This is a genomic window from Mycobacterium sp. UNC410CL29Cvi84 (assembly GCF_000686745.1).
GTDB lineage: Bacteria > Actinomycetota > Actinomycetes > Mycobacteriales > Mycobacteriaceae > Mycobacterium > Mycobacterium mucogenicum_B.
In genome coordinates, this window is sequence record NZ_JMLM01000006.1 from 69283 (window position 1) to 95444 (window position 26162).

The window sequence follows — 26162 nt, forward strand, 5'->3', positions numbered from 1 at the left end:
ACTCATGCTGCGCCGCGCGGCGGTCTGATGGACCGCAGATGGACACGCATCAGGCAACGCGCCAGCTTCGCGTGCAGCGCTGGGTTCTGGACGACCGCCGCGATCAAGCCGGCCCGGTCGCGCGCTGCGATGAAAGCGCACCGGCCCAGCAGTCGTTCGGTCAGCCAATACTGTTGCACGGATTTGCTTTTCGCATCGCAGTGCACCGAGATCTGCGATATGTTGACCATGGCCTTTACGTCAGCCTCGCTGGCCGCTTGGGTGAACATCGCGGTGTCGGTCAGCAATCCGCTTGGGGCGATGGGGTGGCAGAAGTACGCGTCGTCGACTCCCGCTATGGCCGCAGTGACTGCGTCGAACTCGAGCAGGTCAACGACCACGATCTTCGGCCGCGGCGAGCGCGTCAGAACGCGTGTCTGCGCTGTGGACAAGAGCCTTCACTCGACGTCGGGCGTCGAGCAGGTTGTGGACCCGTCGGCGCGCCGGTGGTTCCGTTCGTGCCAGTCACGAGAAACGTTGTTCGGAAATATGGTCTTGTTGCCACGTCGATCGACGCCGGCTGCACAGTTGTGGACTGCGGACAGAATCGGCAGTGGGTTCGGGGGGCCGGGACTTCGCCGACGATTCCGGCTGCAAAGGAAACTTGTTCGTGCGAGGTGCGATGATCAGCCTGTGACCGGCTACGACATCATCGGCGACATCCATGGTTGCGCCGATCCGCTGGAGTCGCTGCTCGATGCCATGGGCTATCGCCACACTGCCGGCGCCTATCGGCACCCGACTCGCCAAGCGGTGTTCGTCGGCGATCTGGTCGACCGTGGCCCGCAGCAGCTACGCGTCCTGGAAATCGTCAAGGCCATGGTCGACGCCGGCAGTGCACAGATCACGATGGGCAACCACGAGTTCAACGCCATCTGTTACGGCATCCCATGCGCTGACGGTGATCATCTGCGCCGGCATTCGAACAAGAACGCCCATCAGCACCGAGCTTTCTTGGAGCAGTTGACCGCAGATCAACAGCAGTACTACCTGGACTGGTTTCGCACTATTCCGCTGTGGCTGGACCTCGGAGGCGTGCGCGTCGTGCATGCCTGCTGGCATGAGCCCTCGATGAAAGTCGTTGAGCAGGAGCTAGGTTCGAATGTCTTTGGTGACGATGCGCAGTTCGCCGACGCATCAACCAACGGTCACCCGTTGTACGAAGCCATCGAGACGCTGATCAAAGGACCCGAGTTGAGTCTGACCGACCACGGCCAGCGTCCCTACTTGGACAAGGACGGTCACACGCGCGACCGGGCGCGGCTGAGGTGGTGGGGCACGGGTTCGACCTTGAACGAGCTGGCCGAGATGACAAGCACTTTCACCACGCCGGACGGCTCGCCGTACCCGGAGCTACCGTCGTTATCGATCGCCAAGGGCGACCACGTCTATCGAGGCGATGTGCCCGTTGTATACGGCCACTACTGGAGAACCGGAACGCCCGAGCACGGCCTGGATTGGACCGACCACACGGCATGCGTCGACTTCAGTGCTGTCAAAGGTGGGACATTGACGGCGTACCGGTGGTCAGGGGAATCGACTGTGCGGCTGGAGAATTACCTCCAGATCGGCGCTGGCCGAGCATGAGCTTGCCTGCCAAATCTCGTCAAGAATGACGAACACAAGCTCATGCCCGCCGCCGTTGCCTTTGACTACGACCGAGTGAAGGCCAAGTTTTCAACCGGTCCAGACAGCGCCGCTTTGACCTGAACCGAGAGGTCATCGACCAGCACCTCGGCCGCGCCGGCTTCCAGACCGTCGACGATGCGTCGGGCAACCTCGGCCGGAGCAAGCTTGGGTGCGTTGATGCCGTCGGTCATGTCGGTGTCGATGTATCCGACATGCACCCCGACCACCTGGGTGTGCTGGGGCTGCAGCTCCTGGCGCAGCGAGTTGGTGATCGACCAGATCGCTGCCTTCGAGGCCCCGTAGGCGCCGGCGCCGCCGAGCCACGACAACACCGAGTGCACATTGACCAGTGCGCCTCCACCGTTGGCGGCGAGGATCGGTGCGAACGCACGCGTCACCCGCAGTGGCCCGAACACATTGGTGTCGAAGGTATCGGTGATGTCGTCCCAGCTGCCGGTGAGCAGGTCATCCAGGTGGGATACGCCCGCATTGTTGATCACGATGTCGACGTCAGTGGCAACATCCGCAAGTGCTGCAACTGAATCCGCGGAGCTAACCTCTAGGCCGTATGTGGCCACCTCGGGACGGTCGTCGGTGAAGGCCGTTCGCGCGGTCGAGTAGACCTTGCGGGCGCCTCGGGCCAGTACCTCGTCGACCAGGGCTGCGCCCAGGCCCCGTCGGCCACCCGTTACCAGAACCACCTTGCCTGCTACGTCGGTCATGCCTCGTTCCTCTCCATCTGAATAACGATCTCGTTACTGAGATAGAACCACTGGCACTGGCGAATGTGACCGCTAGCGATGTGTGGGGTTCATGACACGGACCTTGGGGAATGGCTGCGCGGCTCGCGGTGTTCGACGATGCCGCTACTCGCAGTAGAGGGCCGCGGCGCCGAGGCGCCGCTCGCGCCGCTACGCCCGTGGCGTCGAGAACCGGCCGGGGGAGTGGATGGTCGCTGGCGGCCGCTGCAGCGCGGCGGACACCTGTGCGCTCACGATTCGCTTGAGCTCCGGTAAGTCCGCAGGTAATCCTGGGGCAGTTCCCGTCTCGGCAAGGAGGACGACATCATTGGCAATCCCGGGAACCGCGACAGAACCGACGGGGAGGAGGAGCGTGGCGGGGAGCAACGCGACTTCCATTTGATCGGGATACCGCGACAGCGGCCCGATAAATCGTCCAGTGATGGTCACGATGGCAACGACGCGTTCCGCCGTGAAATTCTCGGTAGCCACCCGCGGATCGGCTGACGTTGGCATCACCTGGGACAAGGTGATCGCCGATGTCGCAGGTGCACCCGACAGACCTCGATAGGTAATGCCCGGTGTCGCAGGCAATTTGGCAAGGGTTTCGGCGATGTCAGCCGGCATGCTGGCCTCCTTCAGGTGGTTCTCGGTCGCATCCGCGTATGCGCTTGATGGCTTCGCTATTGGAGGCGGCGGTGAGATCGCGGAGCGGATTTCCTCTGGTACACCGTCGAGTAATTGAACTTCCAAATCGTCGAATGTCATCGGAAGCAGGCGGTTTTCGGGCTGAATACCGCCCGCCCGCAAGATGAAGTACCTGCTGGGGTCCGCGATCAACTCGTACTTCGAGACGAACTCGGCCCTCGCCGTCCAGCGCACCCGAGCGTCCAATCCGCTGCCCTCCCAGGCCCATGCGATGGGGTCCAGTCGGCAGTTCATCCGAAGGTTCTCGCCGAGGTTCCAGATGAGGTACTTCGACACGTCGTCTGCATCGGTGAAGAATCCAGCCGCGCCCTCGAGAGGACAGTTCCGTCGCTCGGTCGTCGCGGTCAGAACGTAATACCCACCATCGGCGGGATCCACGATGTACGACGTCCAGTCCGGAAGTGGGTATCCATGCCGTAGATGCAGACGGCCCGCATCCCACACGGGCTCATCGTGCGCAGGTTGGCCGGCGGCGGCATAGATGCGACGCCAGCGTTGCCATCGGCCGATCAGTTCATCCAGGTGAGGGTCGGCTTGTGTTGCTGCACCCGCGACGTCCGTGTCGCGGTCGTCAGAACGCGGACGTGTGGTGCCGGACGAGACATCTTGCTGCAGTTCATATTCGAGCTCTTCGTAACTGAGCAGCAGAACATGAGACAGCGATATCGCATCGTCCATGTCCATCCAGCCGCGATCGGTTGGCTCGCCATCGACAGTCAGGCTGACTCGGCTCGGAACATTCTCGGGATCCGGTTTCGACAGCGAGGCTCGCGGGTGGAGGCCGCGGCGGTACCACCGGAACAGCGGCGACTCAGGGGATCGACCACCTTGGTGGTTGAGGAACAGTAGGCACTTCTCGGCATCGGAGCGCCGCCTGAACATCCAGTAGCGACCCCGTGTGCCGCGTTCCTCGGCTTCGATATAGAAGACATTGTGTTCCTGCGCAAGGAAATACCACGGTTCGCCCCGGCGCTGGACGGCGTCGTCAATCATTGCGCCGCCCAAAAGAGCGATCGCTGAGATACGAGGGGGTTGCCGTTGCTCGCATTAGGCGGGCGTCCCTCGGTTGGTACCCGGCTTCAGAATCAACAGATCGTCATGCTGACGCTGCCGACATGCCTCGATGAACCCGAGCGCGGCGCTCCTGTCAGACATGAATGCGTCGGACTGCTCAGGCGAAATCGCGTAATACTCCTCGTAATCGACCGCTCCGTTGCTGACCGGGATCGAGACGTAGTGACTCCCAGAATCGAGTTCGACGCCGATTGAGTACCGGTCTACCTTGGAGACGAACACGTCACTGAATCTCACTCCACACTCCGATCTAGCGCTCGTCGTGGCCCTTGGAGGCGTTGTCAGCGAGGTCGCCGGCGACCACCGTGTCCGAGAACTCGGGCTGTTCGCGCAGATTCCAGCCTTCGGGGACGAAGTGGTTGTCGTAGTAGTGCTGGAACAGTGCGATGGCGTTAATGGCTGTGAGTACTTCGGCGGGGTACACCAGATATGTGTTGTCGCCGTTCTGAATTGGCTCGGTCTCGGCCGTTTCGCCGTACCCGGTAGAACGGCCGATGGTGTACAGGCGGTGCACACCATCGGCGTCGCGCTGCTTGATCTCGACGGTGAGGCGGTCAGGCGCGATGCCCGTCGCTTGTATCCATTCGTGCGAGTAGGGGAGTTCGTCGTACGGAACTTCCGAACCTACTGGGTAGATCGAGTAGTAGGTGTACTCGCCGTCGCCGAGGCGGTTGATGCCCGCGGCGATTTGAATGGGAATCTCTTCGGTGAACTCGCTCATGCGCATCTTTGCCCGATTGGACTCAAGGATGTGCGTCGCCTGTTCGAGTCGCATTCGGCATCTACTTATCCGCGCCCGGAACCCACTGGTTGTCGACCCCATGGACGTCGGCCAAGCGATTAGCGGCGACCACAGCCTCGAAAACTCCAGCCTCGACGCGTCCAGCGCCGACGCGCTCGGCATCAGCGGGGTCATCACTGAGCAGCAGCACTTCGGCGGTTTCACCTGCGCGACGCAATATGCGCACGGGGACGCCGTCGACCTGGGCCGTGAAAACGCGTTCGAACACTTCGCATTCCGCCACGGGGACGGTCGCGGACCACGCATGTGGGCGGACTGGCTCAAACCCCGCTGGGCCATTCTCGGTGAGCGCGGTCAACAACACGTTCTCCGCAATGACATCGGCAAAGTACTCCCGACCCTGCCATCGCGCCAACGTGCCCACTATCGGGCTCGGCGGCCGCCAGCGTTTGGCGCCCACCCAGCCTCGGGCCGCTCCTTCATAGCGAGACAGTCGTTTCTGCTCACCGTCGGAACGGATCCGCCAGTACTCGGCCCCGTACGAGAACCGGGTCCGGCTCATGCGCCAGACCGGCGCCAGTGAGCCGCCGAGAAGAAAACCCTGGGGAAAGTCGCGCCAGGGCCGCTCCGCATCACTCGGCTTGGTGAACGTCGCCAGTCGCGGCTGTTCAAAGCGGACCACATCCGCGAAATCGGGAGCGGCGTCAATGCCGTACGCCGCCAACAGTTCTGCGGGCGTTCTCAGACCGACTACCGCCGAAGCCTCGGTGACATACCCGCCAACCTGATCGAGTCCGTTCTCCACGATGGCGCTTGAGACAGGTGCGGCAAGGAGCTTCTGCAGCACGAAATGCTCAGCCACGCCGCGTCTCCTCGATCTGAATATCGTGCAAATCGTCGGGATCGACCAGGCCGGTCCATCCCGTGTGCTGGTCGCCGTCGAGTCCCATTTCGCGGGCTATGTGTGGCGGCCCCACAAACTCGACCCCAATCCGGCCGTCCCGCAACCGGCGCCGGAGGTACACAGTGTGTCCCGCGAGGGTGGCGCTGACGCTGACCTGAATGACGCCGTCGAGAGCCGAGCGGGGAACCTTGGCCCACGGGTCGTAGTGGCCCGGCTCGGCTGGTGCTTCACCGCGGGCGAAGGCGTCCGGTAGTTCGACGTCGGGCCCCACGTTCAGTGCAACCCAATCGGTGCCGCTGAACAGAATTCGAAACCGCTGCCCGCGGTACTCCGCCACGGCGCCTGTCACCGGAATATTAGTCATCAGTTCCCCTGCGGGACCCATTCTTTGTCCTTGAGCACGGCAACCAGACGTTGGGTTCCGTCATCGAGGACCTCCCACATTTCGGCACCGTCTCGCATCGTGACTTTCTTAGCGAAGTATTCAGGAATGACATCGTCACCGGACTTGGTGAACCCATTACCGGTGAATGGATCATCCCACCCGTCGTAGGCGCCATTACCTCCCATGTCCGTGGTGCGTGGTACTTCGTAGGAGCCCGGGGCATCGGGGTCCGCTTGGAACCGGATGATGTGCGTCCCCGGATCCTCGGGGGTGTACGGGGAGTCGGTGTAGTCCAGACGCAAGCCGTCGTGGATTTGTTGAGGCGTCCCGAGGTGAGCCGTGTCGTCGGCCATCGACACCGAACCACCCACCTGGTCGACGTTGAGCCAGGGCTGGTTCCCCATGATGTAGTCGTCCGCGCGGCTCGGGACAAAGCCTTTCGTCTCATCGAAGTATCCCGGCGGAATCACCTTTTGCATCACTGTGTCGTCGGTCGGGTGGGGCAGAGCGTCGCGCACGTCGTTGACAAGATCCCGCTCGGCGGGCGTGAGGGCATCGGTAGGCGTATTGATGAGGTCGATCATGTCGCTCTTGCTGACACCGTGGTCAGCCATTGCATCGAGGACCCGCTGGTTGTCCCCGAGCTGCTCCGGCGCGAACGATGTTGTGTGCGAACTGTCGTCCATCATCGAGTAGACGCGTCCGTCGCTCGGATCGACATGGCCGCCGGGCGCGTGGGGCGCGGAGTCATCCGGACCGGAGAAATGCGGTGTGTCGCCGGGCGTATGGACCGGCCCGGCCGGTTCGTGCGTAACGGGCGCCGGCTCATGCGTCGCGGGTGCGGCAGAGTGTTCGGACGGGCCCGCAGACGGCTCATGCGATGTTGAATTGCCTGGCGCGGTGTGTGTTTCGGATCCGGGACCGCTTGAGTGCGGTTCGGTTGGCTCGGCCGTGTGCGGCGCCGGAGGTTCGGTGTGTGGCGCGGGCGCAGGTTCCGGTTTTGGCGCAGGAGCTGCTTCGGGCTTGGGCGCCGGAACCTCAACCGGTGCCTTGCCTGCGGCACCGGTCCCAGGCGCGGCCTCCGGCACGCCGACCTTGTCCAGATTGCTGCTGATCTTCCCAGCCTGGCCGGCGACTTCCTCGGCAGCGCTGGCCGCACCGACCTTGGACGCGGCCGTACCGGCATCGCGCGCTACGGTCCCGCCGGCCCGAGCCTCTGCCGCACCGACGCGCGCAGCCCCGCCGGCAGCGTCGGCTGCGGGCGCCGCCTCGCCGGCGCCCGGCAAGAAGAAGGTCGCGACTTGCGCTGTGTCGTAACCCAATCCACGGAAAGGGTGCCCGTTCTTGAAGTCGTCGTAGTCGATCATCGACTTGCCGAGAGTCGTCAAGTCCTTGCGGATGCCAGGGTCTGCCATCGCCAACGGCGCGGTCAGGGGATTGGCCACCAGCGCAACCTCACCGAGCGCCTTGCCCGTGCCCTCCCAGGCCTTGGCCGCACCTTCGGGGTCGTAGAGGAAGCGAGTCGGATCAAGCTGCTCGAGCCCGTTGGCCGTCTGCGCGACGAACTTGAACGCACCCTCGTCGAAATCGACCATTGCGTTGAACGTCGCTCCCAGCGCGCCGCCGACCTCCTGGCCGAACGCTTCGACAAACTCCTTGTCGGCCCACTTCTCGAGTTTGTCGGTCAGGGCGTCGAGATCTTGCATGCCCTGGGTGAACATCTGCTGCATCGCATCGGCTTCGCGCTTGATGTTGCCCAGAACCGCCTTGATGTCGTCTGCGATCTGTTTGATCTTGTCGAGGGGATTGTGGCCCTCGAATATGCCGCCAATCGTGCTGAGGATGCCGCTCGGACTCAACTGATGCAGCAGGTCGCGAATCTTGTTCTGCGTGTTCTCGACAGTGGTTGCGAACGAATCGATCTGGCCGGCCAGCTTCTGCGCCTGCGTGTTGATGTCGGTCAGTCCGCCGCTGATGTCGTTGGCGGCCTTCTGCATCTGCGGTGCGTCGGGGATCTGGAATCCGCCCAACGTGGTTCCCGCAGCGGTCATGGGGCCCGAGCCGCCGCTCATCGATGAGCCGAAGGCGCGCCAGGCGGCGGCGGTCGCGCGCATCTGTGCGGGATCGCCGTCGGGCCAGAGGTCTCCGACGAACGCTTCGACCAGGCTCCAGCCCAACGGCTCGGCGATACCGCCGCCGAACACCGACGGAGCACTGGGCGTCGGATACTTAGGGGGCTCAGTGGGTTTGGTGACCGGAAGCTCGCCGCCGCCGACAGTGGAGTGCGCGTTGGCAGTGCAGTAGTTGTAGGCCGACATCTGGATGCCGAAGCCGGTTCGGTGCGACGCGTTGACGGCCGCAGCCGCCGACTGCAGCAACGAATTGGCTGCGTTCATGTAGCTGCGAGAGAAGACCAATGCAGCCGCATCGTGGCCGAAGCCGGCTTCGTGGCCGGACAGTGCACCAGAGAGCGTGGTGACCGCGCTGGAGACGCTGTTCGCTTCAGCGCCGACCGACGCTCCCGCCGAGTTGAGCGCCGTCGGATCGACCGTGATCGGGCCGGTCACAGGTCAGGACCACATCTGGTGGTTCTTGCTCGCAGCGGACGAGTAGTTCTCGTGGGCGCCCTCAGCGATCTGTCGGAGCCGGGCGAGTGCTTCCCGCATCTCCCGGGCGCCTTCGTTCCACTGCGCCTGCGCCGATCGCTCCGCCTCTCCGGCGTCGCCGTACCAGCTGGAGCCCAGGCGAGCGACCGAACCGGCCGCCTGCGCCAGATGCGCTTCCAGGTCGCTGTCGAACGCAGTCATCCGGTCGATGACCGCCGCCAGTGCCGCCGGGTTGACGCTGAACTCGCTCATCAGAGGCCCGATCCCGCGATGTGCGCGCCGCCCTCGGCGTCGGTGCTCGTGTACTTGGCCGCCGCATCGTTGAGCAGCGCCGACATGCGGCTCAGACCGGCGGCCACCTGGGCAGCGCCTTCGTGCCATTCCTTCCACACGTCCGCGTATGCCGAGGCCGCGGACCCCGTCCAGCCGGTGCCTATGAGGCCGGACACCTCGTTGTCCAGGGACGTGATCCCGGTGCGAAGCCCGTCCGCGACGGTGGCTAGTTCATGCGACGTCGCGACCAACTCAGACGGCTCGACCTGTAACTCGGCCATGCGATACCCCCAACGCGATTGGCTGACGAATGGAGCTTACCGAGGGTGCCAGGGGGTCGCTGACACGAATTTCCTTGCCGCTCACAGGTTTTAGACAGGTTTCTGTCAGATTGCTGGCAGGAACGGCTCGGGAAGGGCGTCACCAGTGTGAGCCAGGATACGACCGGCCCCGTCTGCCGACTGGATCTCTTGATCGCCGAAACTCGCTGGTCCCGCCTGTAGCCGGGAATCGCCGTGGCCAGGGGCTTCGACGTCCTCTCGTAGGGTCGAACCCGTGCATGTCTACCAACTGGCTTTCGAATGGACCGAAACGAACCGACACTGGCTGGTCGAGGTGCCGATCCGGATCGTCTCCTACGGCGTCATCGCCCTGATCGCGCGGTTGGCCCTGCACCGAGTGATCGACCGCGCCACGACCGGTCGGGCCGGCAAGACCATGGCCGTTGACGAGGAATCGCAGGCCAACCGTCCGCCGCTGCTGCGCTACCTGCGCGACCGGTCGGCGTCGTCGAACGCCCGCAAGGCCGCTGAACGGCGCCGCCAGCGCGCCCAGACCATCGGATCGGTGTTGAAGTCGACGGTCTCGATCCTGCTGCTCGTCTGGTTGGTGCTGGCGATCCTGAGCGTCCTGGGCGTGAACATTGCGCCGTTCATCGCCTCGGCCGGTGTGGTCGGCCTGGCGATCGGCTTCGGCGCGCAGAACCTGGTCCGCGACTTCGTCAGCGGCATCTTTATGCTGCTCGAGGATCAGTACGGTGTCGGCGACAGCGTCGACCTCGGTGACGTGACCGGCGAGGTGCAGAGCGTCGGCCTGCGCATCACCACGGTTCGCGACGGCGACGGCACCCTGTGGTACGTCCGCAACGGCGAGATCAAGCGTGTCGGCAACATGAGCCAGGATTACGCCGTTGCGCACGTTGAGGTTCCGGTCGCGTTGACCGCCGACCTCGACCGCGCCGAGCTGGTGGCCCTCGAAGCGGCGGAGTCCGCGATCATCGATCCCGCGATCGCCTCGAACGTGTTGGGTGATCCGGAAATGCTTGGCGTGCAGGAGCTCTCGCCGGATTCGCTCACGTTGCGGATGTCGGTGAAAACCCGGCCGAACATGCAGGGTGCGGTGCAGCGCCGGATCCGCCGCGCGATTCTGCGCGCCTACGACGAACACGACATCGCACTGCCGTACCCGCAGGGGCGGATTCACGCGGTGGTGGGCGGTCGGGCCGCGGACTAGCGCCCTGGGCTCCCCGAACAACATTGGTCGGGGAGCGGTCAGCGCCCGGCCGTCTCCTTGGGGTTCACCCTGTCGACGGCAAGGACCGTGATCGCCATGCTCCGCCCGGATTCTGTCACGTATCTCCGGGTTTCGCCGATGTGCGCGGCAACCAGAGCTTTGCCGAGTGGGCATTCGACAGAGCAGGTGTCGCCCAGGGCCCTGGCGTCGGCGGGGAGGACGAGGTGGAAGACGTCCGTGTCGTCGGGGTCGCCGTTGAACGACACGGTGACCCAGGCGCCCGGCACAGCCTGACCTTCGAGGATCAGCTCGTCGCGGGCGTCGATTGTGTTGGTGGATGACATTTCTCGCGGGTGCCGGTCTGCGATGACCGCACCGTGCTGTTCAGCGGCATTCGATGACACCGGGTGTGGGGGCGGAACCCTCGACGCGGTGTTCGGGTGAATTACAGCGTCCACAATGGTCACTATCCGCCGTGGTGACGTCGCTGGATGACGCACACGAGCTTGTTTGCCGTGTTGTCACGTGATGTACGTCCGGGGGTCAGCCGGACGGCGAAAAGCGGCCGCGGCGTATTTGTCGTAGCCCGGGCGTAGCGTCCGCGACATGACCGACAAACGACGTTTACGGAGCCTCAAACAGGCTCGACGCGATGTGCGGCGAGCGAAGAAGCGCAACGCGGGAAATGCCCTCGACGGGCCACTGAAGGGTTTATCCGCAGAGCTGACAGATGTGTTGCGGCCCGCGATGAATCGGCATCCCGGCTATCTCCTCAGTATGGCCAGCTGCGCGATCAACGTGGGTAAACGCAAACCGGCTCAGCTCGACGCCGGCACGCCGGACGACGGGAAGCTGCACCGCATGTTGACCAACCTGATGGCGGTACGCGACCGGCAGGTCACTGCCTTGCTCGCTGTCATCGCGGAACTGCTAGTCGATGACCCAGTTCTGCAACTCGAATGTCGGGAAGAACTCGCACAGCGCCACGAGCACCTGCCGCGATGGATCGCCTCACTCGCGCAGGTGGATGTGCACCGGGCTGTCCGCCGAACTGATGTCTTCGGTGATGTCGATGAGATTGCCATTGGTGCTCGACTAGTGGGTGGTCACGGGCTGACTGTGGTCGTGCGGGTCGACCACAATCGCTTCTCGAGCGTCACTGACATCGCCATCGTGCCGGAACCGATTGACGACGCGCTGGCGCGGATCGCCGCGCAGGGTTCCGAATATGACGTTGTCGAGATGAACCTCGCCGACGCGAGGGCGTGGATCGAAAATGCTGTCAAGAAGCCACTATTCGCGCGAGATGGCGATAGATGGATGTCCGACCGACCGCTGGCGACTTGGCTCATCAGTCGTCTCCCGGAAGGCGGTGTGGGCCGATCACCATCCATGGGTTGGGCTTCCGCTGAGCAGCTGTGCGAGTCGTTCTTCGTCAGCAGTTCGTCGGCTCCGTTTGATGGCGCCGGCTACCGGGAGCAGCTGCTGGAGCTTTTCGAGACCGGTACGGAAGACCCGCTGCGGTGGAGTGAAACACGCGTCCGAGACGTGTTGCGTAACCCGTCCTATTACGACGATGACACGCCGCTGGAGGTCGCGCTCGACATTCCAGACCTGCTTCGTGCGTTCATCCCATATGCGCACGCGCAGAGCGGGATTGGCGACGAGCTGACCTCGCGATCTCTTGCCGTGATCGACGAGCTGAGGTCAAGCTATCGTCGCGAACTCATGCGGGAGGCGCACGAGTTCTGGGGGTACGACGATGTGGGGTAGCTGTCGACCGTCATCGGCGACTGGCGTGCACCTGCTGAACCACGTCGTCCGTTGGAATACTCAGATCAGGCAGAGTCGCGAGGACCGCCGCGTTGTCCGCCCTACGGGTGGCCATCTCCAGTTCGCGAATCGCGACAGCCTCGACCGACGTGTTGGAAGCGCGCGCCAACAGCTCCAGACGTTCCATCAGGTCGTCGGGCACATTGCGGATCTCTAGCGATCGCATCTATTGATGGTACGAGCGCACGCACACGATGCAAGCCGTTTGACTTGCGCCGGATATTGGCACGCTGGCTCTCCTGTGGCACATGCGATTTGGAGCCGTCAAGGAAACTTGACGGCTCCAAATCGAACATGTCATGAGAGGCGGCCCGCCCTCGCGGCACGCGCAGGCACCACGAAATCAGCGGCAGCCAGGCGACTCAGCGCTCAGCCGAAACCGGCTCGCTACCCGCAATGACTCGCGTCCGGTTGTACATCCACGCCAGCACCGCCGCGAAGGCCACGACGCCGATCAGTTCAGGAAGAGACCCGCCGAAGCCAGAGAACAGCGCGAACGGCTCGTCGGAGCCGGTCCCGGCGACGAACCCGGCAAAGACAACGCCGTAGAGGCTCTCACCGACGATCATGCCCGTCGCCAACAGCACGCCGAGTCGCTTCTTGCGCTCGACATCGCCGCCGGTACGGTCGGCCCAGCGGTTATAGAAGTAGCCGAGTACGGCACCCAACGGAATGATCAGCGTCAGGCTCATCGGCAGGTACATGCCCATCCCGACGGCCAGCGGCGGCAGCGCGAAACGTGAAGTGCGGGTGAGGGTCTCGTCGACGAGAATAGCGACGACGCCGATCACGGCACCCAGCCCGATGAGCCCCCAGTTCAAAGACCCACCGAAAACGCCTTTGGCCAACGACGAGATCAGTGCGGCCTGCGGCGCGGCCAGGGCATGATCGCCCGCCCCGGGAGCGCCGAGGAACCCGAACGCCCGCTGCATCAGGTTGAGCACCGGCGGAATGATCGCCGACCCGAACGCCACGCCAATCACCAACGCCACCTGCTGTTTCCACGGCGTGGCCCCGACCAGCTGGCCGGTCTTGAGGTCCTGCAGATTGTCGTTGGAGATGGTCGCGACACCGAACGTGATGGCGGCGGCGAACAGGGTGAACGCCACGAGCGCGGTGGACTGGCCACTATCGGCGCGCCCGAACACCACCTTGATCAGCACCGCGGCGATGAGCACCGTCAGGATGCCGACGCCGGAGATCGGGCTGTTCGACGAACCGATCAGCCCCGCCATGTACCCGCACACCGACGCGATGACGAGCCCGATGACGAAGATGAACACCAGGCTGGCCGCGATGATCCCAGCCGAATGCCCCTGCAGCACAGTGCCGCGACTGAAATCCCACAGCAGCACGGCGATCGGCAGCAGCATCACCACGACGGTGCCGACGACCATGGGGAAGGGGATATCGCGCTCGGTGAGCTCCACAACCTGCCCCTGCCGCCGGTCGCGTGCCGACACCAGCGCATCGGTCACGCCCTTGAGGATCGGCCGCAAAATCTTGAGCAGCGTCCAGACGGCCGCGACGGCAATGGCTCCGGCGCCGACGAACCGCACCTCGTGCACGAAGATGCCGTCGATGATGTCGCCGATCGGTTCACTACCGGTGAGCGCGCCGTTGGTGCGGATGGGCAGCAGCACCCCGAACGAGATGACGAGCCCGACGAGCATCGCGATGCCGACCGTCATGCCGATCAGGTGCCCGACGCCGATCATCGCCATCGACAGCCCAGCGCTGAACATCGTCCCGCCCGCACCGATACGGGTATATGCGGTAACCGAATTGGCGAGCACCTTCAGATTGGCCAGCAACCCGAACGCGGCCGAGACCACCGAACCGAACGTGATGACCTTCAGCCCGGTGCGGTTGGCTTCGACGCCTTCGGTGCCGTCACCGACCTTGAGCACCTCGGCGGCGGCGACGCCTTCGGGGTAGGGCAGGTCTGTCCCGGTGACCAGTGCCCGGCGCAGCGGTATCGAGTACATGACGCCGAGCGCGCCGCCGACAGCGCACACGGCGACCGTGGTCCAGTAGGGGAACCCGGTCCACCAGCCGATCATGATCAACCCGGGCAGCACGAAGATGATCGCCGACAGCGTGCCTGCCGCCGACGCGACCGTCTGCACGATGTTGTTCTCGACGATGGAGTGGTTGGCGAAGCTGCGTAGCACCGCCATGGAGATCACGGCGGCGGGGATGGCGGTGGCGAACGTCAGGCCGACCTTGAGTCCGAGATAGACGTTGGCGGCGGTGAACACGAGCGTGATGACACCGCCGAGCAGGATGCCGCGGACGGTCAGTTCACGCAGCGTCGGGGTGGCGGGGGTCGCTGGAGTGGCGGTGGCCAACTCTCGTCCTCTCTCTTGGGTGCTCTACACCGTAAGCGCTGAGCGCCGAGGTGTGCCCGCTATCGAGAGGGGCGCGTCAGCTTTCGGCCGCCGCCACCAACGACCGCAGCTTGATCGACGGGTTGTCCCGCTGGAACCCTTCGAGGCGCCATGGCGTCGAGAACAGCACGAGCATGACGCCGTCGGTGCGGGTCAGCACCTCGCAGGACACCTGCTTGCTCATGAATTCGGCGTCTTCGGGCTCGACGACGCGAGCCACCTGGTACGGCAGCGACTCGAGAGAGATGGCCGCGCCGATCTCGGTCGCCATGCGGTGTGCGGCGACCTCGAACTGCATGGGGCCGACGGCCGCGAAGACGGGCGCCTGCTCACCGCGCTTGTCCGAGCGCAGCACCTGGACGACACCTTCTTGATCGAGCTGCTCGATGCCCTTGCGGAACTGCTTGTGCTTGCTCGGATCCTTGCCGCGGACCACGGAGAAGTACTCGGGGGAGAAGCTGGGAATCGGCGGAAACTCCACGGGCACATCGCGATACAGCGTGTCGCCGGGGCGCAGCGCCGCCGCGTTGGCCAGGCCGATCACGTCGCCGGGCCAGGCGTCGTCCAGTGTGGAGCGCTGCTGACCGAACACCGACTGCGCGTACTTGGTCACGAACGGCTTGCCGGTCCCGGCGTGCGTCAGCACATCACCGCGCTCGAAGGTGCCCGAGCAGACCCGCGCGTAGGCGATGCGGTCGCGGTGCGAGCTGTCCATACCGGCCTGCACCTTGAACACGAACGCGCTGAACGGCGAATCCACCGGCCGCGGCTCACCCGCGACATCGCGGATCGCGCCGGGGGAGGGCGCCAGGTCGACCAGGACGTCGAGCAGCTGGTTGACGCCGAAGTTCAGCGCAGCCGAGGTGAACAGCACGGGGGAGGACTCGCCGGACAGGAAGGTCTCGCGGTCGTAGTCCGAGCCGTCCATCGACAACAGTTCAGACTCTTCGACGGCGGTGTCCCAGTCACCCTCGGCGGCGTCGTGCGCCTTGTCGGCGGGAATGTGCTCCTCTGGTGCGGCAGTGGCGCCACCGGCGGTGCGGGTGAAGCGGATGTAGTGGCCCTTGCGGCGGTCCATCACACCCTTGAAATCGCCGGCGATGCCCACCGGCCAGGTCAGCGGCGTCGTCCGCAGCCCGATGCGCTCGTGGATCTCGTCCATCAATTCCAGCGCGTGGCGGCCCGGGCGGTCCCACTTGTTGATCACCGTGATGATCGGGATGCCGCGGTGCTTACACACCTGGAACAGCTTCAGGGTCTGCGGCTCAAGACCTTTCGCGGCGTCGATGAGCATCACGGCGCAGTCGACGGCCGTCAGCACCCGGTAGGTGTCCTCCGAGAAGTCGGCGTGACCGGGGGTGTCGAGCAGGTTGATGACGCAGTCGCGGTATGGGAACTGCAGCGCAGTCGACGTGATCGAGATGCCGCGGGCCTTCTCCATCTCCATCCAGTCCGACACCGTGGACTTGCGGCCCGCCTTGCCGTGGATCGCGCCCGCCTCGCTGATCACCCGCGCGTGCAGGGCCAGCGCCTCGGTCAGCGTCGATTTACCGGCGTCAGGGTGGCTGATGACGGCGAACGTACGGCGACGGGCGGCTTCGGTGGCCACTCGGCCGGCGGAGCGGGTATCGGTGGTGGGGGCGGTGTCGGTCATGGCACCAGACATGCTATTGGCCGACCAGGCAAAACCTGTAATCGCGACCGCGTGACCTGCAGGTTTCGGCTACGTGCGGAACCGGCACAGCAACCGGCGGACGGCGCTGCCCGGCTCCGGCGGCCGCCTGCTCACGTACGGCCACGGATCGTTGCGCTCCGGTACCGATGCCGTCCGGACCAGCTTGAGCTGCGTCCGCAGATGCCGGCGCAGCTCGTGCAGGCTGGGATCGCCCCAGCGGTTGGACGCCTCGATCGGGTCGGCGGTCAGGTCGTAGAGCTCCCACTGGTCGTCGAGCGGCTCGGTGCGGTACGTGTCGCCGCCCCGGCTGTTGGCCGCCAGATGCCGGACGCCGGGTTCCGTCCAGGTCGCCGGGTCGTCGAAGGTGCGGACCAGCTTCCACAGATGCCCGGAGCCGCCGGCCGCCTCGGCGTTGGTGACGCGCGAGACCAGCCCTTCGAAGTTGGCCGCGACGTTCGCGGGCACCTTGATGCGCAGCAGCGCAGGCGGATTGGTGTTGGCGCCGATCGCCTGTGCCGCGCCCGACGCCCCGGTGTCGCCTTCGAGGATGTTGTCGCGCGTCATCAGGTAGATGAGCCGATCCTGTTCAGCCGCAGCACCATTCACCACTGGCATGAGGTCGCGGCCGGGCAGCGGATGCACCTCGGTGAACGACGCGGCCAGGGTTTCGGCGGCCGCGGCGATGTCGACTCCGGCCGCGCCGAGCAGCGTCGGCACCAGGTCGACGTGGGACGTGGGCGCGTTGACTTCGCGGGCGACGGTCGCGTCGGCGCCGATCCGGGCGATGACGAACGGGACGCGCGTCGCCTCGTCGTACAGGTTGAACCACTTCTGGTGCAGCCCGCCGTGCGCGCCCAGTAGGTCGCCGTGATCGGAAGTCCGCACGAGCACGGCGTTTTCGGACCCGTTCTCGGTGACGGCGCGGCGCACCCGGTCCAGCGGGCCGTCGACCTCGGCGTGCAACCGGTAGTAGAGGTCGCGGTACTGCTGGGCGTTGCGACGGTAGGTGCGTTCGATGACCGCGGCCGGGCCGTAGCCGGAGTAGTAGGCCTCGCGGAAAGCGGCCTGCGCGGCCGGTTTGTCGCTCAGGTCTTCCGTGGCGGTCGGCGCCGCGGGGACGTGCGGTGGTTCGAGGACGGGGTAGTCGAGCAGCGGGCTGCGGCGGACCCAACCCGGGAACAGGACGATGTCATGGGGATTGACGAAGCTGGCCACGAGCAGGAACGGGCGCAGTGCCTCCGGGTCGCCGGCGCGCCGCCGCGCGTAGCGGTCGTCGAGCCAGGCGACGACGCGGTCCGCCACCAATGGGTCGCGCCGAAAACCGCTGTTGGACATGGCCGCTCCGTGCGGCTCGGGTCCGACCCAGCCGGAGAAGCCGTAGGGCCCCAGCGGATCGGCGTCGAGATAGGCCTGCACGGCCACCGGGTCGACGACGCCGTCGGCGTCGTTGGTGGCGAGCGGCTTGCCGGTTTTCGGGTCCTCGAGGTCGGCGTGCGAGATGTGCCACTTGCCGTCGTAATGCGTGTCGTACCCGGCGGCGCGCAGCCAGTTGCCCAGCGTCGGCACCTCGCCCTGGCGCAGCCACCGCAGCCGCGAATCGTCGTACCGCTTACCGAGACCGTCGGTCTGCGTGACGCCGTGGAGGTCGGGGTACTGGCCGGTGAAGAGCGTCGGCCGGCTGGGCGCACATGCCAGGGAGCCGGTGTAGTGCCGCGTGAAGCGCACGCCGTTCTCGTCGAACCACCGCCGGCCCGTGAGGGTTCGGTGACGCCAGTCCAGGACGTCGTCGGTTTCGTACGGCGGGATGGCGCGTTCTTCGTCGGTCATGAGGATGACGATGTCGGGGCGCTGCTCCGTCATCTCGGTGCTCCCATCGGCGGAATGGGCCCTACTGAGGGCTACCCCGTCATCCAACACGAGCGGCGACCACGGCGGCGCAAATTGGCGCGATCGACAAATAACGTTCTGTTAACTCTGATGACTCGTGCCCCAGTGGGCTGCCGTGGCCCCAAATCGGAAGTGCCGCAACAGCGCCCGGCGCGCCGATCGCTAGTCGAATTGACCGGCGAGAAACTCCGCGCGCGCGGCACTACGGGCCAGCTTTCCCGACGTCGTACGCGGGATCCGGCCGGCCGCGACCAGCCGCACCTCGGCGACGCGCACCTGGTGATGACGCGCCACCGCGGCCCGCACCGCCTCGGCCACCGGCTCCAATTCGGCACGGCCCGCACCCACTGCGCGCTCGGCCACCACGACCAGTCGTTCACCCGAATCACCAGGCACAGCAAAGGCTGTCACGTAGCCGGAGCGCACGGCCGACGAGGCGCGGCTGACTGTCGCCTCGATGTCCTGCGGGTAGTGGTTGCGCCCGTCGACGATGACGAGATCCTTGATGCGGCCGGTGACGAACAGCTCGCCGCCGACGTAAACGCCCAGATCGCCTGTGGCCAACCACAATGCGTTGTCCTCGGCGCCGTCGGCGTGGCTGACGGTCTGGCGGGTCTGCAGCTTGTTGCCGAACACCCGCTCGGACTCCTCGGGCCGGCCGAAGTAACCCCGCCCGATGTTGTTGCCGTGCAACCAGATTTCACCGACCGTGCCGTCGGCGGCCTCGTCGCCGTCGGGCGTCACGATCACCACCCACTGGTCGGGAATGGCCTGCCCGCACGAGACGTGGGGGACCGCACCGTCGGCGTGCCGGCCCACGACGACGGCCCGGCCCGCCGCGAGCTCCTCACGGTCCAGATATGTGGCGCACGGCTTTTCGTCCGCGCCGATGCTGGCGACCGACAGCGTGGCCTCGGCCATGCCGTACGACGGCTTGACCACGGTCTCGGGCAGCCCGTAGCGCTTGAACGCCTCCATGAACTGCTCGATGGACGGCAGCGTCACCGGCTCTGAACCGTTGAGCAGCGTCACCACATTGCTGAGGTCGAGCGGTTCACCGGCCGGCGGCAGGCCCCGCTGCGCGCACAGCTCGAAGGCGAAATTGGGTGCGGCCGCGAACGTCCGGCCGTGTGCGGCCTCGTCCGCGAGCCGCCGGATCCACCGGTAGGGCCGGCGGACGAACGCCATGGGGTCCATCAGGCTGATCTGGCCGCCGCACAGCGCGGGGAACATGATCATGATCAGGCCCATGTCGTGATAGAGCGGCAGCCAGCTCACGCTGCGGATGTCGGTGTCCAGGCCGCCGGCCAGGATCATCTGAATGACGTTGGTGCACACGTTCCGATGCGTGATCTCCACGCCGGCCGGGGTGCGCGTCGAGCCCGAGGTGTACTGCAGGTAGGCGACGTCGTCGGTGCGGGAGTCCGGGGCGACGTACATCTCGGCGAGGGTGTCCGGCACGGCGTCGACGGCGATCACCCGCGGGCGCTCTGCGGCGGGCAGCGTCTTGATGAACGTGCGGACCGCCTCGGCCGCCGCGGTGGTGGTGAGCACCGCGGACGGCTTGGCGTCGGCCAGCACCGCGGCAAGCCGTTCGGTGTGCCCGGCCAGCGCCGGCGCGAACAGCGGGACGGCGATGTTCCCGGCGTGCACGGCCGCGAAGAACGCCGCGACATAGTCGACGCCCTGGGGCGCAAGGATCGCGACGCGGTCGCGGGGCGCGGTGACCTGCTGGAGCCGGGCCGCCACGGCGTTGACCTGAGCCCAGAGGCCGTTCCAGCTGAGTTCGACGATCTCGCCGTCGGGATTGTGCGCGTAGTCGATGAACCGGTACGACGGACTGTCGCCCATCGCCGCGCGGTTGCGCTCCAAGAACGACGTCAGCGTGATGCCGTCAGGTATGACGATCCTGCCGTCCGGCCGAACGTATTGGTTCAGCGATTCCGCCGCCCCAATAATGCTGTGACTCAAGGCTTCCCGACCCATATGTCGACACTAGTAGCGAATCTAACTAACCGACGAGTCAGACAATTATGAAAGTCACCACTGCGGGAGCGGCGATGTGATGCGGCCCACCGGCTTTTGGGCGCGGCTGCCGGATCAGTCGGCGGCGGCCGCGGAATCTATTCCCGAAGGTATACCCCCCTCGGGTACTATGATTTGCGTACCGATACCCGAACCGGAGGCCGACGTGACGCATCGCAGCACGCGCCGCCACGTCGGCTGGTGGGTAGTCGGTCTCTTGGTCTTGATCGCCGGCATCATCGGCATGCATTCGCTGGTCGTCACGTCCGCGCACGCTCCGTCGCATCATCCGCAGGCGGCGGTCCATCACCACGTGAGCGCCCTGGTCGCGCAAACGTCCTTGTCGGATGCCTGCGACTGCAACGGACACAACGGTTTTCACGCCTGCGTCTTCGTCATGACCGAACTGCTGACCATCCTGGGTCTGGCTTTGCTGTACTGGCTCGGCGTCGCGCCCGAGCAGAACGTGCAGGCGCGCATTCGACAGGCGTTGCGACGCAGGCAAAGAGCCCCGCCGTGGACGGTACTGACTCTCGCGGAACTGTCGCTCCTTCGAATCTGATGGGCCGCGCCCCGCGTCAACCCATCCAATCTTCAAGGAGTTCAACCATGTTCAAAACCGCATCTATCGCCATCGCCGGAACCGCTGCCGTCATCGCACTCGCGGCCTGTAGCCCGCCGAATGAGCAGGCTTCGACCATGTCCGCCACCACCTCGTCCATGCCGATGTCGGGCCACGACATGCCCGGGCACTCGATGCCGGGGATGTCGGGTTCCAGCACCAGCGCTGCGCCGGCCGCCAACTTCAACGACGCCGACGTCATGTTCCTGCAGATGATGTACCCGCACCACGCCCAGGCCGTCGACATGGCCAAGCTGGTCCCGACCCGCTCGCAGAACCAGCAGGTCAAGGATCTCGCCACGGCCATCGAGAAGGCGCAGGCCCCCGAGATGCAGCAGATGACGACGCTGCTCGCCGGCTTCGGCAAGCCCGCGCCGTCGGCCACCATGAGCCACTCGATGCCGGGCCTGATGACCCCGCAGCAGATGACCGAACTGACGGGCCTGTCGGGCGCGGCGTTCGACAAGATGTGGCTGCAGATGATGGTCGAGCATCACCAGGGCGCCATCACCATGGCCAACGACGAGCTGAAGAACGGCACCAACGCCGACGCCAAGGCCATGGCCCAGGCGATCGTCACGGCGCAGCAGGCCGAGATCACCACGATGAACGGCATGCTCGCCAAGATGTAGTGCGATGCCGAGACGGATGGCCGCAGCCGTGGCTTCGGCCACCTGTCTCTCTTGGCATGTTTCGCTGGGAGGCGTCAGCTTTCCTTGACCCGTCAAGGAAAGCTGACGACTTCAGATCGCAGGTGTCATAAGACAGAACGACACGCCGACGACGACACGCCGCGGGCCGCGCGGGCGTCAGCGTCCATTTCGGCCGGACCGTAGCCGCTACTCAGATCATGTCCTTCTCGGTCAGCCACCGCATGACCGGCCAGCCGATGAACACCGGCAGCCAGCACGTCAGCACCCGGTAGAGCAGCACCGACGGCACCGCGACGGCGGCGGGCAGGCCGAACGCGGCCAGACCACCGATCAGCGCGGCTTCCACGGCGCCGACACCGCCAGGAGTCGGGGCGGCTGACGCGAGCGTCCCGCCGATCATCGTCACGACGCACACCGTCACGAACGACGTCGACCCGCCGAAGGCTTCGACGCTCGCCCACAGTGCCAGCGCTGCACCGAGAGTCGTTGCGGCACAGCCCAACACGATCAGCCCGAGGCGCCGGGGTTCGCGGGCGAGGTTGACGAGGTCGCCCCACACCTCGGTCAGCCGGGGCCGCACCGCGGTGCCGAGCCAATGCCGTGCCCGCGGCACCAACATGAACGTGCCGACCACACCGAGAGCCGCGCCGGCGATCAGATACAGGACCGTCGAGGACGGGACGAAGTGCGACAGATCGGCCGATGCCCCGGCCGCGGCGCTGAAGAAGATCAGCAGCGCCACGTGGGTGAGCACCTGAACCGACTGCTGCAGCGCCACCGCGGCCGTCGCGCGCAAAGCGCCGAGACCGGCCTTCTGCAGGAACCGCGTGCTGAGCGCCAGGCCACCGACGCCGGCGGGCGTCGTCGTCGCGGCGAAGGTGTTGGCCACCTGCATGATGGTCAGGTTCTTGAAGCTCACCGCCTCCGAGGCGCTGGCCCACAGCGCCGCCGCGGCACCGACGTACGTCAGCGCGGACACCGCAAGACCGAGCAGCGCCCACCACCAGTTGGCGGACCGCAGCTCGGAGAAGAACGTCGGCACCGTGCTGATGAACGGGTAGGCGACGTAGACCAGCGCGACGAGCAGCACCAGCTGGATGACCTGGTTGCGGGTGAAGCGGGTGATGGTCTCGGTCTGGATGCGGTCGGCGCCGGTCTGGTGTTTCACCTCGTCGCGCGCCGCGGTGATGACCTCACGGGAATCGGGCAGTGACTCGCGCAGCCGCTGCGGCATCGCGGATTTCGTCAGCCGGCGCGACGCGGTCAGCACGGTGTCCTCGCCGAACTGCTCGATGGCCGCGGCGACGGCCTCCTCGGCGCCGTACATGGCGGTCGTCGTCACCAACAGCTGAGCCACGTCGGATTGCAGCTGCACGTCGGATGCGCCGTACTCGGAGTTGCCCAAGCCGCCGAACAGGACGGCACGGTCGTCGACCGTGAGCTCCGATGCCCGCAGGTCGCCGTGCGAGATCTGGTGGTGGTGCAACGCGCCCAGCGCGTGCCAGACGTCGGCGACCGAGGTCTCGGTGCTCAGCGGAACGCCGCTGGCCGGGGAGTGCGCGAACATCGTCCAGCCGCGGTCGAGTGCCGCCAGCGCGATGGTCCGGGTGTTCGCGAGATCGAGGTCGCCGACCGCGATGGTCATCAGCGCGCGGTGCTCGACGGCGCGGCGCATCGAAGTCTGCAGGGGCGCGGTCTCGTCGTTGCGCAGCGTGATCTTGCGCCAGAGCTGGCTCATGGCGCCGCCCACGCGCTGGTTCGGCCCGTACAGCTCGACGACGGCGCGCGTCCCGTCGGCGGAATCGGCACTGAGCACCAGGGGCCCGGCCCCGGCAGGCCGGATGACCGTCAGCGCCGACACCTCGAACTGGCGGCGGGCCAGCGCCTGGACCCCGCCCGCCAGCGGGACTTCCAGCGCGGGGGTGCCACTGACCAGCACCACCAGCGCGCCGACGAACCACCCGACGGCCAGACCGAGCAGCGACCGCGCCGGCACGATGGCGCTCACCACGAGATGGATCGGTACGAACGCCAGCAGCAGCGTCCACCACCAGCGGCGCAGCCGGGCCGGTTGCCAGGGGCCGGACACCGTCAGCACCGCGGCCAGCAGCGCGATCCAGCGCGGGTCGTCGAGGAATTGGGAGAAGACGGTGTTGAGCCGGTCGGACAGGTCGAAATGCCACTTGGGCGCCGCGATCCCGCGGGAGTTGATGGACAGCGACAGCACGGCGATCAGCCCGGCGGCGGCGTACGGACCGAGCAGTTTCCATTGCCGCGTGACCAGCAGGCTCAGCAGGATGACGAAGGGCAGCGCCAGGATCGCGATGGCGTACGCGAGGTAGACCAGATTCGACTGCGTCGGCGTGAGCACGCCGACGATCCGGGACACCGACCGTTCCAGCCGGACCCAGTCGTTGCGGGTGATCAGCGAGCTGGTGACGACGGTGACAAGGAACGCCGTCGCGGCCACCAGTCGCAGGATGTCGTTGGTCCGGCGGGTGATCGGTTGCAGCAGGCTGCCCGAGACCGCGACCTCGCGCCCGTCAACCCGCATCAGCCAAGAATCCCAAGGACCGGGGCAGTTGGCGAAATTGGCACGCCGTTATCCGGCCAGCGCCGCACGGAGGAAGTCCCCGCTGACGGCCACCGCGGGTGCCGACGAATCTCCGCCGACCACCAGTGTCGCGAACGCGAGGTCCCCGACGATGCCCGCGAACCAGCCGTGTGAGTGCGTGTTGTCGCCGAATTCGGCGGTTCCGGTCTTCCCGCCGAGCCCGTCGATGTCCTTGAGCGCGGACGCGGTGCCGTCGGTGACGGTCAGCCGCATCATGGCCCGCAGGGCGTCGGCGGTCGGCTTGTCGATCGGGGTCGACGGCGTGCTGGCGGTGGTCTGCTGGCCGGGCAGCAGCGTGGGCGTGATGGTCGACCCGTGCGCGAGGCTGGCCTCGGCGACGGCCAACCCGAACGGGCTGACGGTGACGGTGCCCTGGCCGATGCCGTTCTCGACGCGCTGCGCCGGGGTATCGGCGTTGGGCACCTTGCCCGTCACGGTCGTGATGCCGGAGATGACGAAGTCGACGCCGATGCCGAGGTTCTTCGCGGTGTTGGGCAGCGCGTCGGCGGGCAGCTTGTCGGCCAGCGCGCCCATGGTGGTGTTGCAGGAATGCGCGAAGGCCTGCTCGAGCGGGACGGTGCCGAGGTCGAACTTGTCCTCATTGGGAATGGTGCGGTTCTCGATGGTCACCGTGCCCGGGCAGGGCTCGGGGGTGTCGGCTTTCGCGAGGCCCTTCTCGAGGGCGGCCGCGGTGGTGACGGTCTTGAAAGTCGACCCCGGCGGGTACAGGCCGGTGAAGGCGATGGGTCCCTGCGCGTTGGCCGCGTCGTTCTGCGCCGCGGCGAGGATGGCGCCGGTGCTGGGGGCGATGGCGACCAGGACAGTCGGACGGGGATCGGTGGCCACGGCGTGCTGGGCGAGGAGCTGCAGGCGCGGGTCCAGCGTGGTGCGGACGGGTTTGGTGTCCGCGGGGGCGTTGTTCGCGAGTTCGTCGGTGGGCTGCCCTTGCTCGTCGACCAGATCCACCGACCAGCCGGCGGTCGCGTCGATGGCCTTCTGCCATACCTCGGGCAGTCCGCTGATGGCCGGCGAGTGCAGGTTCGGGTCGGCGGTCAGCAGCGCGCCCTGCTTGGTGACGGTGACGCCGGGAATCTGGGTGAGCTCGTCGGCGACCTGGGCGAGGTCCGCCTCCCGGAGCTTGACGACGGTGACACGGTCGTCCTGATTTCCGTTGAACTCATTGGTGATCGAGTCGCCGGTGATCGTCTCGTCGAATCGGGCAACCACCGGAGCCAGTGCCGCGGCGGAGTCGAGGTGGTCGCGGCTGAGGGTGATGACGCCGACGGTCTGCCAGTTCAGCAGGGGCTGGCCGTTGCGGTCGACGACGGGCGTCAGCAGTGCTTTGTCTTCGCTGAACTGGAACGCCCCGCCCTGCCGGAGCTTGGGATGCAAAAGTGCCGGGGCCCAGCGGATTTTCCAGTCCTCGCCGACCTTGGTGGCGATTGCCGTTGTGTCGTAACTGAATTCGCGTCCGGGTCCGAACGACCAGGTGTAGGCGAGCTTGGCGGTCGACTTGTTGTCGCCGTCGCCGGGTGTGGCCTTGACGTCGAGCGTGGCGTTTTTGCCCATGCCGTCGAACATGGACTTGATGGCCGGCTCCGACGCGCCGGCATCGGTGGTGTCTTTGGCGGCGGCGCCGGAGTCCTTGCGGTGCAACGCATCAGCAAACGCGTTGAAGGCGTCCTCGGGTTCCGGGCCGCCGAAGATCGAGCATCCCGTGGAGCCGAGGAGCAGCGTGCAGGTCAGCAGCAGCGCAGTACGTTTCGTCATGACCCTTCGAGCCAACCATGAGTGGCTATGAATTCCGGCGTTGAAACGCTGGGGCGGGCCGGTATCGCGTAGTGTCCGAGC

At 66.0% G+C, this 26162-nt stretch carries 23 protein-coding genes; 5 read left to right on the plus strand and 18 right to left on the minus strand.

Annotated elements, in window-relative coordinates:
• Positions 1 to 2: 2 nt before the first annotated feature.
• Positions 3 to 431, minus strand: a complete 429-nt coding sequence (locus BR47_RS0108755) for a Rossmann-fold NAD(P)-binding domain-containing protein (protein WP_029119255.1) — start codon at positions 429 to 431, stop codon at positions 3 to 5.
• A 241-nt stretch (positions 432 to 672) separates the two neighbouring features.
• On the opposite strand from BR47_RS0108755, the gene BR47_RS0108765 reads away from it, so the two are divergent.
• Entirely contained in the window at positions 673 to 1626 is a 954-nt protein-coding gene (locus BR47_RS0108765) for a metallophosphoesterase (RefSeq protein WP_029119256.1), read from the plus strand.
• 65 nt (positions 1627 to 1691) lie between these two features.
• On the opposite strand, the gene BR47_RS0108770 is transcribed toward BR47_RS0108765, so the two are convergent.
• The 9 genes from BR47_RS0108770 to BR47_RS30055 all read right to left on the minus strand — a co-directional run bounded on the left by BR47_RS0108770 (position 1692) and on the right by BR47_RS30055 (position 9381).
• Positions 1692 to 2390: an SDR family oxidoreductase gene (locus BR47_RS0108770; RefSeq protein ID WP_029119257.1), complete on the minus strand. Its 699-nt coding sequence runs from the start codon at positions 2388 to 2390 to the stop codon at positions 1692 to 1694.
• A 189-nt stretch (positions 2391 to 2579) separates the two neighbouring features.
• Positions 2580 to 4109: a hypothetical protein gene (locus BR47_RS0108775; RefSeq protein ID WP_029119258.1), complete on the minus strand. Its 1530-nt coding sequence runs from the start codon at positions 4107 to 4109 to the stop codon at positions 2580 to 2582.
• A gap of 54 nt (positions 4110 to 4163) precedes the next feature.
• Complete coding sequence (locus BR47_RS0108780) at positions 4164 to 4427, minus strand: hypothetical protein (RefSeq protein WP_029119259.1); 264 nt, start codon at positions 4425 to 4427, stop codon at positions 4164 to 4166.
• Positions 4428 to 4440: 13 nt separating this feature from the next.
• A complete protein-coding gene (locus BR47_RS0108785; protein WP_051634721.1) occupies positions 4441 to 4911 on the minus strand; it encodes a hypothetical protein in 471 nt (156 codons plus the stop codon).
• Between the two features lie 61 nt (positions 4912 to 4972).
• Entirely contained in the window at positions 4973 to 5794 is an 822-nt protein-coding gene (locus BR47_RS0108790) for a hypothetical protein (RefSeq protein ID WP_029119261.1), read from the minus strand.
• Positions 5787 to 6200, minus strand: a complete 414-nt coding sequence (locus tag BR47_RS0108795) for a hypothetical protein (RefSeq protein ID WP_051634722.1) — start codon at positions 6198 to 6200, stop codon at positions 5787 to 5789. The genes BR47_RS0108790 and BR47_RS0108795 overlap by 8 nt, the downstream gene beginning before the upstream one ends.
• Positions 6200 to 8788 carry a WXG100-like domain-containing protein gene (locus BR47_RS0108800; protein ID WP_029119263.1) on the minus strand — a complete coding sequence of 863 codons (2589 nt, stop codon included), beginning with the start codon at positions 8786 to 8788 and terminating at the stop codon, positions 6200 to 6202. The genes BR47_RS0108795 and BR47_RS0108800 overlap by 1 nt, the downstream gene beginning before the upstream one ends.
• Positions 8789 to 8791: 3 nt before the next feature.
• Entirely contained in the window at positions 8792 to 9079 is a 288-nt protein-coding gene (locus BR47_RS0108805) for a WXG100 family type VII secretion target (RefSeq protein ID WP_020102348.1), read from the minus strand.
• On the minus strand, positions 9079 to 9381 hold the full coding sequence (locus BR47_RS30055; protein WP_051634691.1) for a WXG100 family type VII secretion target: 303 nt from the start codon (positions 9379 to 9381) through the stop codon (positions 9079 to 9081). Before BR47_RS30055 ends, BR47_RS0108805 begins: the two co-directional genes overlap by 1 nt.
• Before the next feature lie 274 nt (positions 9382 to 9655).
• On the opposite strand from BR47_RS30055, the gene BR47_RS0108815 reads away from it, so the two are divergent.
• Complete coding sequence (locus tag BR47_RS0108815; RefSeq protein WP_029119264.1) at positions 9656 to 10612, plus strand: mechanosensitive ion channel family protein; 957 nt, start codon at positions 9656 to 9658, stop codon at positions 10610 to 10612.
• Positions 10613 to 10650: 38 nt separating this feature from the next.
• On the opposite strand, the gene BR47_RS30060 is transcribed toward BR47_RS0108815, so the two are convergent.
• On the minus strand, positions 10651 to 10956 hold the full coding sequence (locus BR47_RS30060; protein ID WP_020102345.1) for a GreA/GreB family elongation factor: 306 nt from the start codon (positions 10954 to 10956) through the stop codon (positions 10651 to 10653).
• A 262-nt stretch (positions 10957 to 11218) separates the two neighbouring features.
• On the opposite strand from BR47_RS30060, the gene BR47_RS30065 reads away from it, so the two are divergent.
• Entirely contained in the window at positions 11219 to 12385 is a 1167-nt protein-coding gene (locus BR47_RS30065; protein ID WP_036426970.1) for a hypothetical protein, read from the plus strand.
• A gap of 10 nt (positions 12386 to 12395) precedes the next feature.
• Here BR47_RS30065 and BR47_RS0108830 read toward each other — a convergent pair whose 3' ends face one another.
• The 5 genes from BR47_RS0108830 to BR47_RS0108850 form a co-directional block, all read right to left on the minus strand.
• Positions 12396 to 12611: a FitA-like ribbon-helix-helix domain-containing protein gene (locus BR47_RS0108830; RefSeq protein ID WP_029119265.1), complete on the minus strand. Its 216-nt coding sequence runs from the start codon at positions 12609 to 12611 to the stop codon at positions 12396 to 12398.
• A 196-nt stretch (positions 12612 to 12807) separates the two neighbouring features.
• Complete coding sequence (locus BR47_RS0108835) at positions 12808 to 14796, minus strand: OPT family oligopeptide transporter (protein ID WP_029119266.1); 1989 nt, start codon at positions 14794 to 14796, stop codon at positions 12808 to 12810.
• A gap of 76 nt (positions 14797 to 14872) precedes the next feature.
• Positions 14873 to 16489: a peptide chain release factor 3 gene (locus tag BR47_RS0108840; RefSeq protein ID WP_020102340.1), complete on the minus strand. Its 1617-nt coding sequence runs from the start codon at positions 16487 to 16489 to the stop codon at positions 14873 to 14875.
• A gap of 69 nt (positions 16490 to 16558) precedes the next feature.
• A complete protein-coding gene (locus tag BR47_RS0108845) occupies positions 16559 to 18370 on the minus strand; it encodes a sulfatase-like hydrolase/transferase (protein ID WP_020102339.1) in 1812 nt (603 codons plus the stop codon).
• Positions 18371 to 18559: 189 nt separating this feature from the next.
• Complete coding sequence (locus BR47_RS0108850) at positions 18560 to 20383, minus strand: fatty acyl-AMP ligase (RefSeq protein WP_036426972.1); 1824 nt, start codon at positions 20381 to 20383, stop codon at positions 18560 to 18562.
• A gap of 79 nt (positions 20384 to 20462) precedes the next feature.
• Here BR47_RS0108850 and BR47_RS31975 point away from each other — a divergent pair, with 79 nt between their 5' ends.
• Positions 20463 to 20984 carry a DUF6153 family protein gene (locus BR47_RS31975; protein ID WP_231506685.1) on the plus strand — a complete coding sequence of 174 codons (522 nt, stop codon included), beginning with the start codon at positions 20463 to 20465 and terminating at the stop codon, positions 20982 to 20984.
• A 47-nt stretch (positions 20985 to 21031) separates the two neighbouring features.
• On the plus strand, positions 21032 to 21676 hold the full coding sequence (locus BR47_RS0108865) for a DUF305 domain-containing protein (RefSeq protein ID WP_110811807.1): 645 nt from the start codon (positions 21032 to 21034) through the stop codon (positions 21674 to 21676).
• A gap of 211 nt (positions 21677 to 21887) precedes the next feature.
• Here the strand turns inward: BR47_RS0108865 and BR47_RS0108870 are convergent, their stop codons facing one another.
• Together BR47_RS0108870 and BR47_RS0108875 are read right to left on the minus strand one after the other, a co-directional pair.
• Positions 21888 to 24251 carry a lysylphosphatidylglycerol synthase transmembrane domain-containing protein gene (locus BR47_RS0108870; protein WP_029119269.1) on the minus strand — a complete coding sequence of 788 codons (2364 nt, stop codon included), beginning with the start codon at positions 24249 to 24251 and terminating at the stop codon, positions 21888 to 21890.
• A gap of 48 nt (positions 24252 to 24299) precedes the next feature.
• On the minus strand, positions 24300 to 26081 hold the full coding sequence (locus BR47_RS0108875) for a penicillin-binding transpeptidase domain-containing protein (protein ID WP_029119270.1): 1782 nt from the start codon (positions 26079 to 26081) through the stop codon (positions 24300 to 24302).
• Positions 26082 to 26162: the final 81 nt, after the last annotated feature.

Bases quoted from the DNA above. Each gene is read 5' to 3' on its own strand.
- BR47_RS0108770 (WP_029119257.1), bottom strand. From the start codon at position 2,390: ATGACCGACGTAGCAGGCAAGGTGGTTCTGGTAACGGGTGGCCGACGG.
- BR47_RS0108775 (WP_029119258.1), bottom strand. From the start codon at position 4,109: ATGATTGACGACGCCGTCCAGCGCCGGGGCGAACCGTGGTATTTCCTT.
- BR47_RS0108785 (WP_051634721.1), bottom strand. From the start codon at position 4,911: ATGAGCGAGTTCACCGAAGAGATTCCCATTCAAATCGCCGCGGGCATC.
- BR47_RS0108795 (WP_051634722.1), bottom strand. From the start codon at position 6,200: ATGACTAATATTCCGGTGACAGGCGCCGTGGCGGAGTACCGCGGGCAG.
- BR47_RS0108805 (WP_020102348.1), bottom strand. From the start codon at position 9,079: ATGAGCGAGTTCAGCGTCAACCCGGCGGCACTGGCGGCGGTCATCGAC.
- BR47_RS30055 (WP_051634691.1), bottom strand. From the start codon at position 9,381: ATGGCCGAGTTACAGGTCGAGCCGTCTGAGTTGGTCGCGACGTCGCAT.
- BR47_RS30060 (WP_020102345.1), bottom strand. From the start codon at position 10,956: ATGTCATCCACCAACACAATCGACGCCCGCGACGAGCTGATCCTCGAA.
- BR47_RS30065 (WP_036426970.1), top strand. From the start codon at position 11,219: ATGACCGACAAACGACGTTTACGGAGCCTCAAACAGGCTCGACGCGAT.
- BR47_RS0108830 (WP_029119265.1), bottom strand. From the start codon at position 12,611: ATGCGATCGCTAGAGATCCGCAATGTGCCCGACGACCTGATGGAACGT.
- BR47_RS0108840 (WP_020102340.1), bottom strand. From the start codon at position 16,489: ATGACCGACACCGCCCCCACCACCGATACCCGCTCCGCCGGCCGAGTG.
- BR47_RS0108845 (WP_020102339.1), bottom strand. From the start codon at position 18,370: ATGACGGAGCAGCGCCCCGACATCGTCATCCTCATGACCGACGAAGAA.
- BR47_RS0108850 (WP_036426972.1), bottom strand. From the start codon at position 20,383: ATGGGTCGGGAAGCCTTGAGTCACAGCATTATTGGGGCGGCGGAATCG.
- BR47_RS31975 (WP_231506685.1), top strand. From the start codon at position 20,463: ATGCGGCCCACCGGCTTTTGGGCGCGGCTGCCGGATCAGTCGGCGGCG.
- BR47_RS0108865 (WP_110811807.1), top strand. From the start codon at position 21,032: ATGTTCAAAACCGCATCTATCGCCATCGCCGGAACCGCTGCCGTCATC.
- BR47_RS0108870 (WP_029119269.1), bottom strand. From the start codon at position 24,251: ATGCGGGTTGACGGGCGCGAGGTCGCGGTCTCGGGCAGCCTGCTGCAA.
- BR47_RS0108875 (WP_029119270.1), bottom strand. From the start codon at position 26,081: ATGACGAAACGTACTGCGCTGCTGCTGACCTGCACGCTGCTCCTCGGC.